This window comes from Brenneria goodwinii, from assembly GCF_002291445.1.
Taxonomy (GTDB): domain Bacteria; phylum Pseudomonadota; class Gammaproteobacteria; order Enterobacterales; family Enterobacteriaceae; genus Brenneria; species Brenneria goodwinii.
In genome coordinates this window covers 1,810,725-1,827,772 of sequence record NZ_CP014137.1, presented here as the reverse complement: position 1 = coordinate 1,827,772, position 17,048 = coordinate 1,810,725, and the positions used below count along the sequence as shown (strand labels likewise).

13 protein-coding genes and 1 pseudogene are annotated in these 17,048 nt (G+C 49.8%); 9 read left to right on the top strand and 5 right to left on the bottom strand.

What is annotated here, in order from left to right; genetic code table 11:
* Positions 1-5: 5 nt before the first annotated feature.
* Positions 6-2,693: a bifunctional acetaldehyde-CoA/alcohol dehydrogenase gene (gene adhE, locus ACN28R_RS08125; RefSeq protein WP_048638953.1), complete on the bottom strand. Its 2,688-nt coding sequence runs from the start codon at positions 2,691-2,693 to the stop codon at positions 6-8.
* A gap of 551 nt (positions 2,694-3,244) precedes the next feature.
* Between adhE and ACN28R_RS08120 the strand changes: the two genes are divergently transcribed.
* The 7 genes and pseudogenes from ACN28R_RS08120 to oppF all read left to right on the top strand — a co-directional run bounded on the left by ACN28R_RS08120 (position 3,245) and on the right by oppF (position 11,466).
* On the top strand, positions 3,245-3,520 hold the full coding sequence (locus ACN28R_RS08120) for a MarC family protein (protein WP_082153079.1): 276 nt from the start codon (positions 3,245-3,247) through the stop codon (positions 3,518-3,520).
* A 665-nt stretch (positions 3,521-4,185) separates the two neighbouring features.
* Positions 4,186-5,823 carry an oligopeptide ABC transporter substrate-binding protein OppA gene (gene oppA, locus ACN28R_RS08115; RefSeq protein WP_095834133.1) on the top strand — a complete coding sequence of 546 codons (1,638 nt, stop codon included), beginning with the start codon at positions 4,186-4,188 and terminating at the stop codon, positions 5,821-5,823.
* Positions 5,824-5,913: 90 nt separating this feature from the next.
* A pseudogene (gene oppA, locus ACN28R_RS08110) lies at positions 5,914-7,543 on the top strand (oligopeptide ABC transporter substrate-binding protein OppA).
* 65 nt (positions 7,544-7,608) lie between these two features.
* On the top strand, positions 7,609-8,529 hold the full coding sequence (gene oppB / locus ACN28R_RS08105; RefSeq protein WP_095834132.1) for an oligopeptide ABC transporter permease OppB: 921 nt from the start codon (positions 7,609-7,611) through the stop codon (positions 8,527-8,529).
* An 11-nt stretch (positions 8,530-8,540) separates the two neighbouring features.
* Positions 8,541-9,449 (top strand): oligopeptide ABC transporter permease OppC, encoded by a 909-nt coding sequence (oppC, locus tag ACN28R_RS08100; RefSeq protein WP_095834131.1) that lies wholly within the window; start codon positions 8,541-8,543, stop codon positions 9,447-9,449.
* Positions 9,450-9,460: 11 nt separating this feature from the next.
* A complete protein-coding gene (gene oppD / locus ACN28R_RS08095) occupies positions 9,461-10,456 on the top strand; it encodes an ABC transporter ATP-binding protein (RefSeq protein WP_048638946.1) in 996 nt (331 codons plus the stop codon).
* Positions 10,453-11,466: a murein tripeptide/oligopeptide ABC transporter ATP binding protein OppF gene (gene oppF / locus ACN28R_RS08090; RefSeq protein ID WP_048638945.1), complete on the top strand. Its 1,014-nt coding sequence runs from the start codon at positions 10,453-10,455 to the stop codon at positions 11,464-11,466. The genes oppD and oppF overlap by 4 nt, the downstream gene beginning before the upstream one ends.
* Positions 11,467-11,548: 82 nt before the next feature.
* Here the strand turns inward: oppF and ACN28R_RS08085 are convergent, their stop codons facing one another.
* Complete coding sequence (locus tag ACN28R_RS08085) at positions 11,549-11,872, bottom strand: HI1450 family dsDNA-mimic protein (protein ID WP_048638944.1); 324 nt, start codon at positions 11,870-11,872, stop codon at positions 11,549-11,551.
* A 54-nt stretch (positions 11,873-11,926) separates the two neighbouring features.
* On the bottom strand, positions 11,927-13,387 hold the full coding sequence (gene cls / locus ACN28R_RS08080) for a cardiolipin synthase (RefSeq protein ID WP_048638943.1): 1,461 nt from the start codon (positions 13,385-13,387) through the stop codon (positions 11,927-11,929).
* Between the two features lie 195 nt (positions 13,388-13,582).
* Between cls and ACN28R_RS08075 the strand changes: the two genes are divergently transcribed.
* A complete protein-coding gene (locus tag ACN28R_RS08075; RefSeq protein ID WP_095834130.1) occupies positions 13,583-13,759 on the top strand; it encodes a YciY family protein in 177 nt (58 codons plus the stop codon).
* A 91-nt stretch (positions 13,760-13,850) separates the two neighbouring features.
* Here ACN28R_RS08075 and ACN28R_RS08070 read toward each other — a convergent pair whose 3' ends face one another.
* Both ACN28R_RS08070 and ACN28R_RS08065 read right to left on the bottom strand, forming a co-directional pair.
* The gene (locus ACN28R_RS08070) at positions 13,851-15,512 is read right to left on the bottom strand and encodes a methyl-accepting chemotaxis protein (RefSeq protein ID WP_095834129.1); all 1,662 of its coding nucleotides are present in this window, start codon (positions 15,510-15,512) and stop codon (positions 13,851-13,853) included.
* Positions 15,513-15,703: 191 nt separating this feature from the next.
* On the bottom strand, positions 15,704-16,000 hold the full coding sequence (locus tag ACN28R_RS08065; protein WP_048638941.1) for a YciI family protein: 297 nt from the start codon (positions 15,998-16,000) through the stop codon (positions 15,704-15,706).
* A 194-nt stretch (positions 16,001-16,194) separates the two neighbouring features.
* Here ACN28R_RS08065 and ACN28R_RS08060 point away from each other — a divergent pair, with 194 nt between their 5' ends.
* A complete protein-coding gene (locus ACN28R_RS08060) occupies positions 16,195-17,001 on the top strand; it encodes an energy transducer TonB (RefSeq protein WP_048638940.1) in 807 nt (268 codons plus the stop codon).
* Positions 17,002-17,048: the final 47 nt, after the last annotated feature.

The following is a 17,048-nucleotide window of genomic DNA, read 5'->3' as shown; positions in this document are numbered from 1 at the left end:
CTGCATTAGTTAGTGACTTTCTTTGGCTGCTTGGCGGCTTTCGCGGCTGGCGCAGCAACTTCGGCAGTCGCTTCTTTCGCGTGATGTTCAGAGTACTTACGTCCGTAGTAAGTATCCAGCAGGATTTGTTTCAGCTCTGAAATCAGCGGATAACGCGGGTTGGCGCCGGTGCACTGGTCGTCAAATGCGTCTTCAGACAGCTTATCCACTTTTGCCAGGAAATCAGCTTCCTGTACGCCAGCCTCACGGATAGACGTAGGGATACCCAAATCCGCTTTGATTTCTTCCAACCAGTTCAGCAATTTTTCAATTTTCTGCGCGGTACGATCGCTTGGCGCAGTCAGCCCCAGATGATCCGCTACTTCGGCATAACGACGGCGAGCCTGCGGACGATCGTATTGGCTGAATGTCGTTTGCTTGGTCGGGTTATCGTTAGCGTTATAACGGATAACGTTTGAAATCAACATGGCATTAGCCAGGCCGTGAGGAATGTGGAACTCGGAGCCCAGTTTATGCGCCATGGAGTGACAAACCCCTAAGAAGGCGTTGGCAAACGCGATACCTGCAATGGTAGCGGCGTTGTGGACACGTTCACGGGCCACCGGATTTTTCGCTCCTTCGTGGTAGCTGGCCGGCAGGTTTTCTTTCAGCAGTTTCACCGCCTGCAGAGCCTGTCCGTCTGAATATTCATTTGCCAGTACCGAGACGTAGGCTTCCAGTGCGTGAGTCACCGCATCCAAACCACCAAACGCACACAGCGATTTCGGCATATTCATCACCAGATTCGCATCAACAATCGCCATGTCCGGGGTTAATGCGTAGTCGGCTAACGGATATTTCTGGCCGGTTGCATCATCGGTTACTACGGCAAACGGCGTAACTTCAGAGCCGGTGCCGGATGTTGTCGTAATGGCGATCATTTTCGCTTTCACGCCCATTTTCGGGAACTTGTAGATACGTTTACGGATATCCATGAAACGTAACGCCAATTCTTCAAAGTGGGTTTCCGGGTGTTCGTACATGACCCACATGATCTTCGCGGCATCCATCGGGGAACCGCCGCCCAGCGCGATGATGACATCCGGTTTGAAGGAGTTCATCTGTTCTGCGCCTTTACGTACGATGCTCAGGGTTGGATCCGCTTCAACTTCGAAGAAGACTTCGGTTTCCAGTCCGTGTTGTTTCAGTACGTCTGTGACCTGATCGACATAACCGTTATTGAACAAGAAGCGGTCAGTAACGATAAATGCGCGTTTTGCTCCGTCGGATGCAACCTCAGCAAGTGCGACCGGTAATGCGCCGCGACGGAAATAGATTGATTTGGGAAGTTTATGCCACAACATATTTTCTGCTCGCTTAGCTACCGTTTTCCTGTTGATTAGGTGCTTAGGACCGACGTTTTCCGAGATGGAGTTGCCACCCCAGGAACCGCAGCCCAGCGTCAGTGATGGGGCGAGTTTAAAGTTATACAGGTCGCCGATGCCACCCTGTGAAGCAGGCGTGTTAATCAGAATACGGGAAGTCTTCATCATGTCGCCGAAGTGGGCTACACGTTCCGGCTGATTATCCTGATCGGTATACAGGCAAGACGTGTGGCCGATACCGCCCATCGCCACCAGTTTTTCCGCTTTGATAACCGCGTCGTTGAAATCGGCGGCACGGTACATTGCCAGCGTCGGCGACAGTTTTTCATGAGCGAACGGTTCGGATTCGTCGATATCGGTAACTTCGCCAATCAGCACTTTGGTATTGGCAGGAACGCTGAGACCGGCTAACTCGGCGATTTTCGCCGCAGGCTGACCCACGATTGCCGCATTGAGCGCGCCATTTTTCAGCAGAATGCCCTGAACGGCGTGAAGTTCTTTGCCCTTAAGCAGGTATGCGCCATGGGAAGCCAAACGTTCGCGAACCGCGTTATAGACGCTATCCACAACGACAATAGACTGCTCGGACGCACAAATAACGCCGTTATCAAACGTTTTGGACATCAGGATTGACGCCACCGCGCGTTTGATGTCGGCCGTTTCATCAATAACCACCGGGGTATTACCCGCACCCACGCCAATTGCCGGTTTACCGGAGCTGTATGCGGCTTTCACCATGCCCGGGCCGCCTGTGGCCAGGATCAGGTTGATATCCGGGTGATGCATTAACTGGTTAGACAGTTCAACGGAAGGTTGGTCAATCCAGCCGATAATATCTTTTGGCGCACCGGCGGCAATGGCGGCCTGCAGAACGATATCAGCAGCTTTATTGGTCGCATTTTTTGCACGCGGGTGTGGAGAAAAGATAATACCGTTACGCGTTTTCAGGCTGATTAACGCTTTGAAAATCGCGGTTGACGTCGGGTTGGTGGTTGGAACAATACCGCAGATTAAGCCGATAGGCTCAGCGATGGTAATGGTACCGAACGTATCGTCGGTGGAGAGAACGCCGCAGGTTTTTTCATCCCGATAGGCATTGTAAATGTATTCGGAAGCAAAGTGGTTTTTAATCACTTTATCTTCCACAATCCCCATTCCGGACTCGGCTACGGCCATTTTAGCTAATGGGATCCGCGCATCTGAAGCTGCGAGTGCGGCAGCCCGGAAGATTCTGTCGACTTGCTCTTGAGTATAATTGGCAAATTCACTCTGTGCCTTTTTTACTCTTTCGACCAGTGCGTTAAGTTCAGCAAGATTCGTTACGGCCATAATGCTCTCCTGATAATGTTAAACTCTTTCAGTCAATGGTCAGCTAAGTAGAAGAGTATAGATAAACGAGCGAATGTTGCGTCCGCATGGCGGAACTTAAGGCTTATCTATTGGTTACCCGTTACTGCACTAATTGACTCAAAGAGCTCACTTACAGTCATGCTATTGGTTATCTGCCGTATCACCTAAGACTTTAACGCCGTCACATCAAAAGTATTTTGAGAACTTGCTAAATCAAAGGTGATTCCACTCGGTTCAACCGGATGTCTAAGAGCATACCTGCTTATAGGTGCCTTTTTTGTGATCTTAATCTAGTTTTTTTGATGCTGACACCATTCAGCATCATCGTTTTTGAGAACTATTATCAATTTCAAAGCGTCCTACATCTTTTACATGTGGCTGTCAAACAAAGAACGGTGATTTTTTTATTCTACTGGGCAAATAAAATGAGAAATAAAATCCTGCATAGGAGCATGGATAAATAGGTCTGATTACACTTCATTAGCGCCGTCAGGGCGCTTGTGCGAACAGCAACCCATTTGGGGTGAAATGTGGTCCAATCACTATTGAGCTTTTCAGACTATATCAAGTTTTTTATTGGATTGTTTGCATTGATTAATCCGATAGGCATTCTTCCCGTGTTCATCAGCATGACTAACTATCTGGCGGTAGAAGGGCGCAAATTCCGGGCAGCGCCGCTGTTGGTCAGGGTGCTTGGTCAGACCGGGATGAACGTTATCACGCGTATAATGGGATTATTGCTGATGTCGCTGGGCATTGAGTTTATTGTGACCGGCGTGAAAGCGCTCTTTCCCGGTTTATTATGACCTTTTAGCCAGCGCTGAATTTTCCGGGAATTAAGATATCCCGATGAATTATCCCTTTGCAACAAACTGACAACTCAGTGAATTTCATCTTCCCCGTCTTTTCTATTTTTCGCATAAACAATGCTTATTTATTAAGCGTATTTTTAGTCGACTTTTTTATATGCCAATCGTGACCGCGATCTCTTTCTTGCGCTTTTGATTGTGTGCTAGCTTGTGAAATTAATAACATTTTATTGACTAATTCGTTGAGTATGTAACGCATATAAATAGCTGTTATTTTGTACAAACAAAGGCAGGCTTCGATGACTATGTTGGTAACTCGTTATTTTAACTAAAATTTTCTTGCGTCACATCTAAATGCTTTTAGATAATACTATTATTAATCAACTGGTTAATGGTGTATAGCTTTGTTTTTTAGTGATGTTTCTAACGTTTACAAAAAATTATGCAGGATTAATTTTAAATATATTGGCGAATGAATTCTCTTTTGTTAGCTTCGATAACAGGCCGTTAATTGCGAACTTTCCATAAGTTAAATTTATTAATTATGTAAGTGCCGGAATCAGCATTTACTTATCATTTATTCTTATGTCCATACGCATGGTTAACCGCTGTCTGTGTATGGCACGACACGGCACGTCACGGTAAAAAACAGGAGTGAAGCAGTGGAAAATATCAAAACGAGAAAAAACGTTGTCGCCGCTATCATCGCGACGTTGATGATCGCGCCATGCGCGAGTGTATGGGCGGCAGAGGTTCCCGCCGGTGTTCAACTCGCTGAAAAACAGGTTCTGGTTCGCAACAACGGCGCTGAAGTTTCTTCCCTGGATCCTAACAAAATCGAAGGGGTGCCGGAATCCAACGTGGCGCGCGATCTCTATGAAGGCCTAGTGATTTCCGATTCGAACGGCCACCCGATTCCCGGCGTGGCCGAGAGCTGGGACAGCAAAGATTTTAAAATATGGACTTTTCATTTACGCCAAAATGCGCGCTGGTCAAATGGCGAACCGGTGACCGCGCAGGATTTCGTCTATAGCTGGCGACGTCTGGCCGATCCCAAAACGGTATCGCCTTATGCCAGCTATCTGCAGTACGGACATTTACTAAATATCGATGACATCATTGCCGGCAAGAAAGACCCGGATACGCTCGGCGTCAAAGCGCTGGATGACCATACGCTGGAGGTAACGCTCAGTGAAGCGGTGCCGTATTTCTACAAGCTGCTGATCCACTCATCCATGTCTCCGGTGAACAAGCATGTTGTGGATAAATTTGGTGAAAAATGGACGCAGCCGGATAATTGGGTGGGGAATGGCGCCTATAAACTGAAAGCGTGGGTGGTCAACGAAAAAATTGTGCTGGAGCGCAATCCCCAGTACTGGGATAACGATAAAACCGTCATTAATCAGGTCACTTACTTACCGATTGCTTCCGAGGTGACGGATGTTAATCGCTATCGGGCTGGGGAAATTGACATTACCAATAATAAATTGCCCATTGAGTTATTCCAGAAATTAAAGAAAGAAATCCCGCAGGAAGTAAAAGTAAACCCGTATTTATGCACCTACTATTACGAAATCAACAATCAGAAAGCGCCGTTTACCGACGTGCGGATAAGAACCGCGCTGCGTATGGGAATCGATCAGGATGTATTAACCAATAAAGTGAAAAATCAGGGGGATATTCCCGCCTATGGCTATGTTCCTCCCTTTATTGACGGATTTAAGGCGCAAACGCCGGAGTGGTTTACCTGGCCGCAGGAAAAACGCAACGCGGAGGCGAAAAAACTGCTGGCGGAAGCCGGCTATACGGCGGCCAAACCGCTGACGTTCAGTCTTCTGTACAACTCATCGGATTTACATAAAAAGCTGGCGATTGCGGTGGCCTCTATCTGGAAACAGAACCTTGGCGTTGACGTCAAACTTGAGAATCAGGAATGGAAAACCTATCTGGATACCCGTCATCAGGGCAATTTTGATGTCGCACGGGCAGGGTGGTGCGCCGACTATAACGAGCCGACCTCCTTCCTGAACACCATGCTTTCCGCTAGCAGCAATAATACCGCCCACTATAACAGCGCACTATTCGATAGCCTGATGGTGCAGGCGGTACAGGCCAAAACGGATGATGAGCGCGCCACGCTTTATCAACAGGCCGAGGCGCAACTGGATAAAGATGCGGTTATTGTCCCCATTTATTACTACTCAAATATTCGCTTGGTAAAACCTTATGTCGGCGGGATCACCGGTAAGGATCCGCTGGACAATCTCCGGGTAAAAAATCTTTATCTCATCAAGCATTAATTGATAACCCCTAATTTCTGCTGGTCAATATTGTTGGTCAGCAGAATGCGCCTATTGCTATGGGCATGATAAACAACACAGGAGAAAATAATGACAGGCATTACAACAACAAAAAAAAGGGTGGTCGCAGGCATTATTGCGGCTATGGGGATGACGGCAGGCGTTTCCACCTGGGCCGCCACTGTGCCCGCAGGCGTTGAACTGGCGGCGAAGCAGGAACTGGTGCGCAATAACGGCGCAGAAGTTTCCTCATTGGATCCTCATAAAATCGAAGGCGTACCCGAAAGCAATGTGGCGCACGATCTCTATGAAGGGCTGGTGATCTCCGATCCCAGCGGCCAGGTTACCCCCGGCGTGGCCGAAAGCTGGGATAATAAAGATTTCAAAGTGTGGACTTTCCATCTGCGGAAAAATGCCCGTTGGTCAAATGGTGACCCTGTCACCGCACAGGACTTTGTCTATAGCTGGCAGCGTCTGGCCGATCCGAAAACCGCTTCTCCTTATGCCAGCTATCTGCAATACGGTCATTTACTGAATATCGATGACATTATCACGGGTAAAAAATCGCCGGAAACCCTGGGGGTGAAAGCGATTGACGACCATACCCTGGAAGTCACTCTCTCTGAGGCCGTGCCTTATTTCTACAAGCTGCCTATCTATCCGGCCATGTCGCCGGTATATAAAAAAGCGGTGGAGCAGTTCGGAGAAAAATGGACGCAGCCGCAGAATTGGGTCGGCAACGGCGCTTATAAGCTGAAAGACTGGATTGTGAGTGCTGGAGCGCAACCCGCAGTACTGGGATAACGATAAAACCGTCATCAATCAGGTCACTTATTTACCTATTTCATCCGAAGTCACCGATGTTAACCGCTACCGCAGCGGTGAAATTGATATGACTTATAATCAACTGCCAATAGAGCTGTTTCAGAAGTTAAAAAAAGAGATCCCGCAGGAAGTAAAAGTAAACCCCTATTTGTGCACCTACTATTACGAAATTAATAATCAGAAAGCGCCGTTTACCGATGTCCGGGTGAGAGATGCGCTGCGTCTGGGACTAAGTCAGGATATATTGACCAATAAAGTTAAAAATCAGGGGGATATTCCGGCTTATGGCTTTGTGCCGCCTTATATTGACGGGTTTAAGGCGCAAACGCCCGAATGGTTTGGCTGGTCGCAGGAAAAACGCAATGCGGAAGCGAAAAAACTGCTGGCGGAAGCGGGGTATAGCGCGGACAAGCCGCTGACCTTCAGTCTGTTATACAACACCTCCGATTTACATAAAAAGCTGGCGATTGCGGCGGCGTCAATCTGGAAACAGAATATCGGCGTTAATGTGAAGCTGGAGAATCAGGAATGGAAAACCTTCCTCGATAGCCGTCATCAGGGTTCTTTCGATCTCGCCCGAGCCGGCTGGTGCGCCGACTACAATGAACCTTCAACCTTTTTCAACAGCATGCTATCGGACAGTAGCAGTAACACCTCCCACTATAAGAGCAGCGATTTCGACGCGCTGGTTGCTAAATCTTTGCAGGTCAATACAGAAGAAGAACGCGCGGCGGTTTATCAACAGGCCGAAGCGTTACTGGATAAAGACGCGGTTATCGTTCCGATTTATTACTATGCCAACACCCGGCTGGTGAAGCCTTACGTCGGTGGTTTAACGGGTAAAGATCCAATGGATAATGTCTACGTGAAAGATCTTTATATCATCAAACACTGATAATAGAGCGGGTGGCGCGGATAGCGCCGCCCGCTCTTAATTTGCAGGTTTTATAGGTACGGGCAATGTTAAAATTCATATTTCGCCGCTGTCTGGAAGCTATTCCGACGCTGTTTATTTTGATTACTATTTCATTCTTCATGATGCGCCTTGCACCAGGCAGCCCTTTCACCGGAGAACGCAATCTTCCGCCTGAAGTCATGGCCAATATCGAAGCTAAATACCATCTTAACGACCCGATGTTGACGCAATATGGCAACTATTTGTGGCAACTGGTTCAGGGCGATTTTGGTCCTTCATTCAAATACAAAGACTATTCCGTAAATGATTTGGTCGCCTCTTCATTTCCGGTTTCCGCCAAGTTGGGGGCGGCGGCGTTTCTGCTTGCCGTGATTTTCGGCGTGAGCGCCGGCATGATCGCCGCACTGAATCAAAACACCAAATGGGACTATACGGTGATGGGGTTTGCGATGACCGGGGTGGTGATTCCCAGCTTTGTCGTGGCGCCGCTATTGGTATTGATATTCGCCATTACGTTGCGCTGGCTGCCGGGCGGCGGCTGGAACGGCGGGGCGCCCAAATATATGCTTCTGCCGATGGTGGCCCTGTCTCTCTCTTATATCGCCAGCATTGCGCGTATTACCCGGGGATCGATGATTGAAGTGCTGCATTCCAACTTTATTCGTACCGCACGCGCCAAAGGATTGCCGCTGCGTCGCATTATTCTGCGTCATGCCTTAAAGCCGGCTCTATTGCCGGTGCTGTCTTATATGGGGCCGGCTTTTGTCGGCATTATTACCGGTTCAATGGTTATTGAGACCATTTTCGGCTTACCCGGTATTGGGCAGCTTTTTGTTAATGGGGCGCTGAATCGTGACTACTCGTTAGTGCTTAGCCTGACCATCCTGGTTGGCGGATTAACCATACTTTTCAATGCGATAATTGACGTGCTATACGCCGTTATCGATCCGAAAATTCGCTACTAACCGGGGGCGTTATGTTTTGGCATCGAAAAAATACTGAAGCGTTGGATAATTTCAACGAAAAAATGGAAGTTGAAGGCCGCAGCCTGTGGCAAGACGCCCGTCGGCGTTTTATCCATAACCGCGCGGCGCTGGCCAGCCTGTTTGTTCTGGGCCTGATTACCTTATTTGTGATCGTCGCGCCGTGGCTGTCTCCCTTCGATTATGCGGATACGGATTGGGGCATGATGTCTTCCGCGCCCGATATGACGTCCGGACACTATTTTGGTACGGATTCATCAGGCCGCGACCTGCTGGTGCGCGTGGCTATCGGCGGGCGGATTTCGCTGATGGTCGGGATTGCCGCCGCACTGGTCGCCGTGATTGTCGGCACGCTGTATGGCGCGCTGTCAGGCTACCTTGGCGGAAAAGTTGACTCCGTGATGATGCGCCTGCTGGAAATCCTCAACTCTTTCCCGTTCATGTTTTTCGTCATTTTGCTGGTGACATTTTTCGGGCAGAACATGCTGCTGATCTTTGTCGCGATCGGCATGGTGTCCTGGCTAGATATGGCGCGTATCGTACGCGGCCAGACGCTAAGCCTGAAACGTAAGGAGTTCATTGAGGCGGCGCTGGTTTCCGGTGTTTCAACCCGTGGCATCGTGTTGCGTCATATCGTACCGAATGTCCTGGGGGTGGTTGTGGTGTATGCCTCATTATTGGTACCGAGTATGATTTTATTTGAATCGTTCCTGAGCTTTCTGGGATTAGGCACCCAGGAACCACTAAGCAGTTGGGGCGCCTTGCTGAATGACGGCGCGAACTCAATGGAAGTGTCTTCCTGGCTGTTGTTTTATCCCGCGGCGTTTCTGGTCGTGACGCTGTTTTGTTTTAATTTTATCGGCGATGGCTTGCGTGATGCCCTCGACCCGAAAGATCGCTGAGGAATCGCAACATGAATAGGCTTGATTCAACTGGAGAAAATGAACCGCTGCTAAGCGTTCGGGATTTACGGGTAACGTTCCGCACTGAAGATGGCGACGTAACCGCAGTCAACGATCTCAACTTTACCCTGAATGCCGGAGAAACGCTGGGGATTGTCGGCGAATCCGGCTCAGGAAAATCGCAAACGGCGTTTGCGTTGATGGGGCTGTTAGCCAGTAATGGTTACATCAGCGGTTCTTCACGATTTCATGGCCGGGAGATCCTCAATTTACCCGAGCGTCAGTTAAATAAGCTGCGCGCGGAAGAGATCGCCATGATATTTCAGGATCCGATGACCTCGCTCAATCCATATATGCGGGTCGGCGAACAGCTGATGGAAGTGCTGATGCTGCATAAACAGCTCAGTAAAAGCGAGGCCTTTGAAGAGTCGATCCGCATGCTTGACGCTGTAAAAATGCCGGAAGCGAGAAAACGCATGAAAATGTATCCTCATGAGTTTTCCGGCGGTATGCGCCAACGCGTGATGATTGCCATGGCGTTGTTGTGCCGCCCTAAATTGTTGATTGCCGATGAGCCAACCACCGCGCTTGATGTGACGGTGCAGGCGCAGATCATGACGTTATTAAATGAGCTGAAACGTGAGTTTAATACCGCCATCATCATGATCACCCACGACCTGGGCGTTGTGGCCGGTATTTGCGACAAGGTGCTGGTAATGTACGCCGGGCGGACGATGGAGTACGGCTCGGCGCGCGATGTGTTTTATCATCCGAGCCATCCTTATTCTATCGGGTTGCTCAATGCGGTGCCGCGGTTGGACTCCGAGGATGAAACGCTGGCGACCATTCCGGGTAATCCGCCTAATTTGCTGCGTTTGCCGAAAGGGTGCCCATTCCAGCCACGCTGCCCTTATGCGATGGATGTGTGCCATGAAACCCCCGCTTTGGCATCTTTTGGCCACGGTCGCCTGCGCGCCTGCTTTAGAACGATCGAGGAGGTGTTATGAGTATGGCGACGGAAAAGACAGCCTTGCTGGAAGTGGTCGATCTGAAGGTTCACTTCGATGTAAGAGATGACAAACAATGGTTCTGGCAACCGCCGAAAACGCTGAAAGCCGTTGATGGCGTTACGCTGCGCTTATATGAAGGCGAAACGCTGGGGGTCGTGGGCGAGTCAGGCTGCGGCAAATCCACGCTGGCCCGCGCCATTATCGGTTTGGTGAAAGCCACCAGCGGCAATATTACCTGGCTGGGGCGTGACTTACTGGGCATGAGCGATGACGCGTGGCGTAAGGCGCGCAGCGATATCCAGATGATTTTTCAGGATCCGCTGGCGTCGCTTAATCCACGAATGACTATCGGTGAAATCATCGCGGAACCGTTAAAAACCTATTATCCCAATTTATCGCGTCAAGACGTGAAGGATAAAGTTAAAGCGATGATGCTGAAGGTTGGTTTGCTGCCCAATCTGATTAACCGATATCCGCATGAGTTTTCGGGCGGACAATGCCAGCGTATTGGTATTGCCCGGGCGCTGATCCTGGAACCGAAACTGGTTATCTGCGACGAACCCGTTTCTGCGCTGGATGTTTCCATCCAGGCCCAGGTGGTGAATCTGCTACGGCAATTGCAGCGTGAAATGCAGCTGTCGCTGATTTTTATCGCCCATGATTTATCGGTGGTGAAGCACATTTCCGATCGGGTTCTGGTGATGTACCTGGGGCATGCGGTGGAGCTGGGAACCTACGATCAGGTCTATCGCAACCCTCAGCATCCTTACACGCGGGCGTTGATGTCGGCAGTGCCTATTCCCGATCCTGATAAAGAGAGGAACAAGCAGATTCAGCTATTGGAGGGGGATCTGCCTTCGCCGATTAATCCTCCTTCGGGATGCGTATTTTGTACCCGGTGTCCGATCGTCGGCCCTGAATGCGTAAAAACCAGACCCGTGATGGAAGGCAGTTTTTCACATGCGGTGTCTTGCCTGAAGGTTGATCCGCAAGAGTTATCGTCATAACGGTAAAAACCAAGACGTCCCTTAACGGGGACGTCTTGCTGCGCTTGCCGTAATGGGGAGGATGCGTTTGCTTAGGCGCGGCTTACTCTTTCCACAGAATATGGCAAAGTTTGTGGTCTTTTTCCCGGCAAATCAGCACGCGGGCAAAAATATCGGTGATTTCGCCGCCATCCTGCTCCGCCAGGCCAATCACCACTTCGGCAAAAAAATCAGGATTAAGGTCGAAGTCAACATGTTCAGACCAATCTTCGGCAGGATCGAATAATTCTGCGCCGCCGCGCTCCTCGAACTGCAAGTTAAACAACAGGATATCTGCCGGATCAAGATTATCAGCAGCCAGTTCCAGAAAGATATCGTAAGCCTGTTCCAACGCTTCGTCTTCGGTCAGGCGGTTATTTAAATCCATACAAAAGGCCTTGTTAATACGTGATGCCCTATTAGAACACGGGAAAAGCCGTATTTATAGCAGGGGACTGAAAAAGTAAAACAGCCGCTCTACGATTCGCTGCCAATAAGGCCGGTTTTGCCACTGCGTGGCGTTTAACAGCGTTGAGCGGGCGATATAATCTTCCTGCACGCAGGCAAGGTCGGTGCCGAAACCGGCATCGTCAATCACCACGGTGATTTCAAAATTCAACCACAGACTGCGGATATCAAGATTAACCGTACCTATCAGGCTCAATTGCCCATCCACCAGCACGCTTTTAGTATGCAGCAGCCCGCCCTTAAATTGGTAGATTTTGACGCCGGCCGCCAACAGCTCGGCAAAAAATGACCGGCTGGCCCAACCAACCAGTACGGAGTCATTCTTATAGGGAACAATAAGGCTGACATCGACGCCACGCTGAGCGGCGGTACAGATGGCGTGCAGCAGATCGTCGCTGGGAACGAAATAAGGCGTGGTCATGATCAACTGTTTACGCGCGGAGTAAACCGAGGTTAACAGCGCTTGATGGATCATCTCCTCCGGATAGCCCGGGCCGGACGCCACAACCTGAATGGTGTGGCCGGTTTCCTGTTCAAACGGCATCACGTTAACGTCTGGCGGAGGCGGCAGCAGCCGTTTACCCGTCTCCATTTCCCAGTCGCAACAATAGATAATCCCCAACGTTGTCGCCACCGGGCCTTCGATGCGGGCCATCAGATCGATCCACTGACCCACGCCGGAATCCTGCTTAAAGAAGCGGGGATCAACCATATTCATACTGCCGGTATAGGCAATACGGTTATCGATCAGAATAATTTTACGATGCTGACGTAAATCCATACGGCGCAGAAATGCCCGGAATAAATTCACCTTCAGGGCTTCGACCACTTCGATCCCGGCGGTGCGCATCAGTTGCGGATAGGTATTGCGGAAAAACTTAACGCTGCCGGCGGAGTCGAGCAATATTCGGCAATGGACGCCGCGGCGGGCCGCCGCAATCAGAGACGACGTGACCTGATCGACAATCCCGCCGGATTGCCAGATATAAAACACCATCTCGATATTATTATGGGCGAGTTCAATATCACGAATCAGTGATTTAATCGTATCGTCAAAGGTCGTCAACAATTGTAACTGGTTGCCTTTTACGCCGCCCACACCCTGTCGACGTTCGCACAATTGAAATAGCGCGCTGGCGACTTCGCTGTTTTCTGTGGCAAAAATACGCCGGTACTCTTTTAATTCACGCAGCCATTTTGCGGTGGACGGCCACATTTTACTGGCGCGTTCCGCCCGGCGTTTGCCAAGGTGTAATTCACCGAAAGAGAGATAAGCGACAATTCCGACCAGAGGCAGAATATAGATAACTAATAACCAGGCCATTGCGGAAGGGACAGTTCGACGTTTCATCAGAATACGTAGCGTGATACCCGCAATCAGTAACCAATAACTGAAAACAAGTAACCAACTCATTACGGTATAAAATGTTGTCATAAAGGCGTCGTGTATCCCTTCTGTAAATCTTTAACAAAGTGTACGCATACTTTGATGAAAGGGGAAATGTCTTTAGTCTTAATAAAATAGCCTGATTGTTATTTTCTGCAGAGGAAGGAAATTTAAACATTACTTGGATCGCGGAGTGAAGGGTCTATAATGCGTGCTGCAAGTTTTCGATATAAGAGTTATGCCATGAAACGCAGCCGGAATGAAGTTAGCCGCTGGCGAATGTTGCGCCAGGCTCGGCGTCGCAGAAGCCGCTGGTTGGAAGCGCAGTCGCGCACTTACCGCCATATTCACTACGCCCGCTATTTGCAGCAAAAGCATCAACGGCGCGCGCTGTTATATGCGGTAGCCTACGAGTGGTAGCGGTGTGGAAAAATTAGCGGTCATCATTGATATGACCGCTAATTTTTCAGCTAAATGATCCTTATGATGCCACCATCAAGCCGCGCGGTTTTCACGACAAGGCCGGTATCAGCGTGTTATCGGCAGTGGCAGGTGATTCATTTGCCTCGGCCGGTGGAAGCTGAAACAGCGACACGGTAGTGCTCAGCTGTTCCGTTTGTTCCAGCAATGATGAAAAAGTCAGCGCCGTCGTTGCAACCTGATGCGCATTCTGCTGAACGGTATCATTCAACGTCCGGATACGGCTGGTGACTTCATGGATACTCTGATTTTGCTGGTCTGATATCTCCGATATTTCACTCAAAAATGTGCTGGTGCCTTTCGCCGCCTGAATAATTTCCTGCAGGCTATCATTCAGTTTCTTAACTAGTTGCGTACCCGTTTCAACGCTATTGTCGGAATCACGGATTAATGAATTGATATTTTGCGCGGAATGACTGCTTTGCGAGGCCAGCGTCCCGACTTCACGCGCGACGACAGAAAATCCTCGACCCATTTCCCCGGCGTGAGCGGCCTCAATCGCCGCATTCAAGGACAGAATGTGTGTTTGAAACGCCACGTTTTCAATCATGCCGATGGCTTCCGTCATTTCCCGCGTCCTACTGGCGATATCCGACATGGCCGTTCTTACTTCATTCATCATAACTTCGCCCTGCGTGGCGATATTGCTGGTGTCTTCGGCGTGCAGGCCGGCCTGCTGAGTATGCTGTGTGTTCTGTTCCAGATGCTGGCTGAGCTGAATAATATGCTCGGTGGTGGCTTTCAGCTCATGGGACTGTTTGCCCGCCTGTTCCGATAAGAGCCGGTTATCTTCGGCAACCTTATCAACCTGGACAATCATGTTGCCAACGCTTTGACGAACCTGGTTGACCAGCGCAACCAGTCCGCGTTGCATTTGAATGACGCTGTTATTTAATTGATCTATTTCCTGGGTGGCCCGTTTTTCCGTGTCGATAACATGTGAAAGATCGCCCGCCGCAATAAGCTGCAAATGGTCAATGATACGTCTCAGCGGATGAATAATGACTTTGTTGACGCCGATCCAAATCAGCACCGATACCAACAGCAATAAGCCAAGCACAACAATAAAAATAGTGTGGGCGCGATCGAGCGACGTCAGAAATTGCTGACCATGCTGTTTCTGCTGAATATCGTTATCTTGCAGGTAGAGCGAATATTTTTGCGTGAAATCGTTTTGATAGGCCTGAATGGGAATAGCAAAAAAGATATCAATCTGATTCGTTCCCTTTATACCCTCAGCGAGTTCGACTAATCCCGCATACAGCAGCTGATAGCTTTTTTTCAATTCAGCAAAGGCCGGGGCAGTGAACGAGGCATCCTGCGACTCCAGCGACTGATAATAGGTTTGCGCCTGTTTCAGTGACGCTTCGGCCTCATCCATCAGGCTTTGCCAACTGCCGACCGAACCGGTTTCTTTATCAACCAGCAGATAAATCCCGGCCCGATTAAGTTTATCGCTGGCATTCATGACTTCCATTCTGGCTTTATCCATCAACGCCTGCTGTTGACGCAGTCTTTCGTTCGCGGAAGTGTCCAGTCTTACCTGCGTCATCGTTTGGGAAATGATTCCGACCGAAATCAGCTGCAATAAAGAAAATAGCCCGATGACGAGTAGTAAACCCAAAAGAATACTCAGTTGGCGACGGCGAAATATTTTCGATATTGCGAATCGTAACGTATCGGATATTGACATGTGGTCTGGCTCCCTACAGATAAATGGCAACCAGCGTAGCAGGATTAAATGACTAGAATGTTTCAGCTTTTCTCTGGCGGTGATGCGGTTAGCCGGTTTGCATCGAGGCGCGGGCGCACTCGATATCTGGTTGCTTAAACGATCGGCAATGGGCCATCGTCGCCATGGCCCAGGGTTATGAATGAATAAAGTTAAAACACTTTTTTGAAGGGTTTTATCGTTACCTGCTGATAAACGTTGGCGGCGACGTAAGGATCGGCATCCGCCCAGGTTTTTGCGTCTTGCAGGGAAGGAAACTCGGCAATGATGATGGAACCGGTAAATCCGGCTTTGCCGGGATCTTCGCTGTCAACGGCGGGGAATGGACCGGCGGTAATGAGCCGGCCTTGATCCTGTAACTGCTTCAGGCGGGCAAGATGATCGGGTCGTGCCGCCAGCCGATTCTCCAGAGAACCGGCGGTATCTTCAGCATAAATAACATATAACATAATGAGCCTCGCGGGTTGGGAACAACAAAACCGAAGTCACCCATCATACTTGATGATACGACGAGGGCAATAGGTTGATTTAGCAGAAAATTAGCTCCATGAGGCGGTTTTTTTTAACAATTTGGCTGGTTATTATTGAATATGATTGCTATTTGCATTTAAACTTGGGCGGCATAAGAGGATAAAGAAATACTATGCCGCAGAAAACGTTTTTCCTGACCCGCCGCTATTCATGGCCATTTTTGCTTTCAGTTGGTATTCACGGTTCTTTAATCGCGGGTTTGCTGTATGCGTCGTTCAATAAGGCTTTTGAACTGCCGGAAGAATCCAAGGCAATTAATGTTGTTATGGTTAATCCCGCATTGTTTGAAGCGGCGCCTGCGGCAGAATCGGCGCCGACTGAACCAGAGCCGGTAACGCAGCCGGAGCCGGTTGTTGAACCGGAGTCAATTCCCGAACCGGAGCCTGTCGTTGAGCCCGAGCCGGAACCGATCCCTGAGCCAGAACCGATTCCAGAACCTGTTCCCGTGCCGCTTCCTGAACCAAAACCAGAGCCTAAGCCGAAACCAAAGCCAAAACCGGTGAAAAAGATCGAGCAGCCAAAGCCGGTCAAACGGGAGCGGGCCGTCGAAAAGCGGCCGCCGTCGCCGTTTACCAGTGAAGCGCCGTCGCAAAGCGTGACGAATGCGCCGGTCAGGCAGGCTCCGGCTCCCGCATCAAGCACCCAGTCGACGGGGCCACGGCCGCTTAGCCGCGTTGAGCCGCAGTATCCGGCGCGGGCGTTTTCGCTACGGGTTGAAGGCCGGGTGAAAATTCAATTTGATATTGATGGTTCTGGCCGGGTGGATAACGTTCGGGTGATTTCAGCACAGCCGCGCAACATGTTTGAACGTGATATCAGGCAGGCTATGCGCAAGTGGCGTTATGAAGCCAATAAGCCTGGCAAGAATCTGGAAGTGACGTTCGTCTTCAGAATTAATGGCGGCACGAGCATGGAGTAAGCGCGCCGGAACTTATCGATAAGAGCGCCGCAATAGCGGTGCTTCAG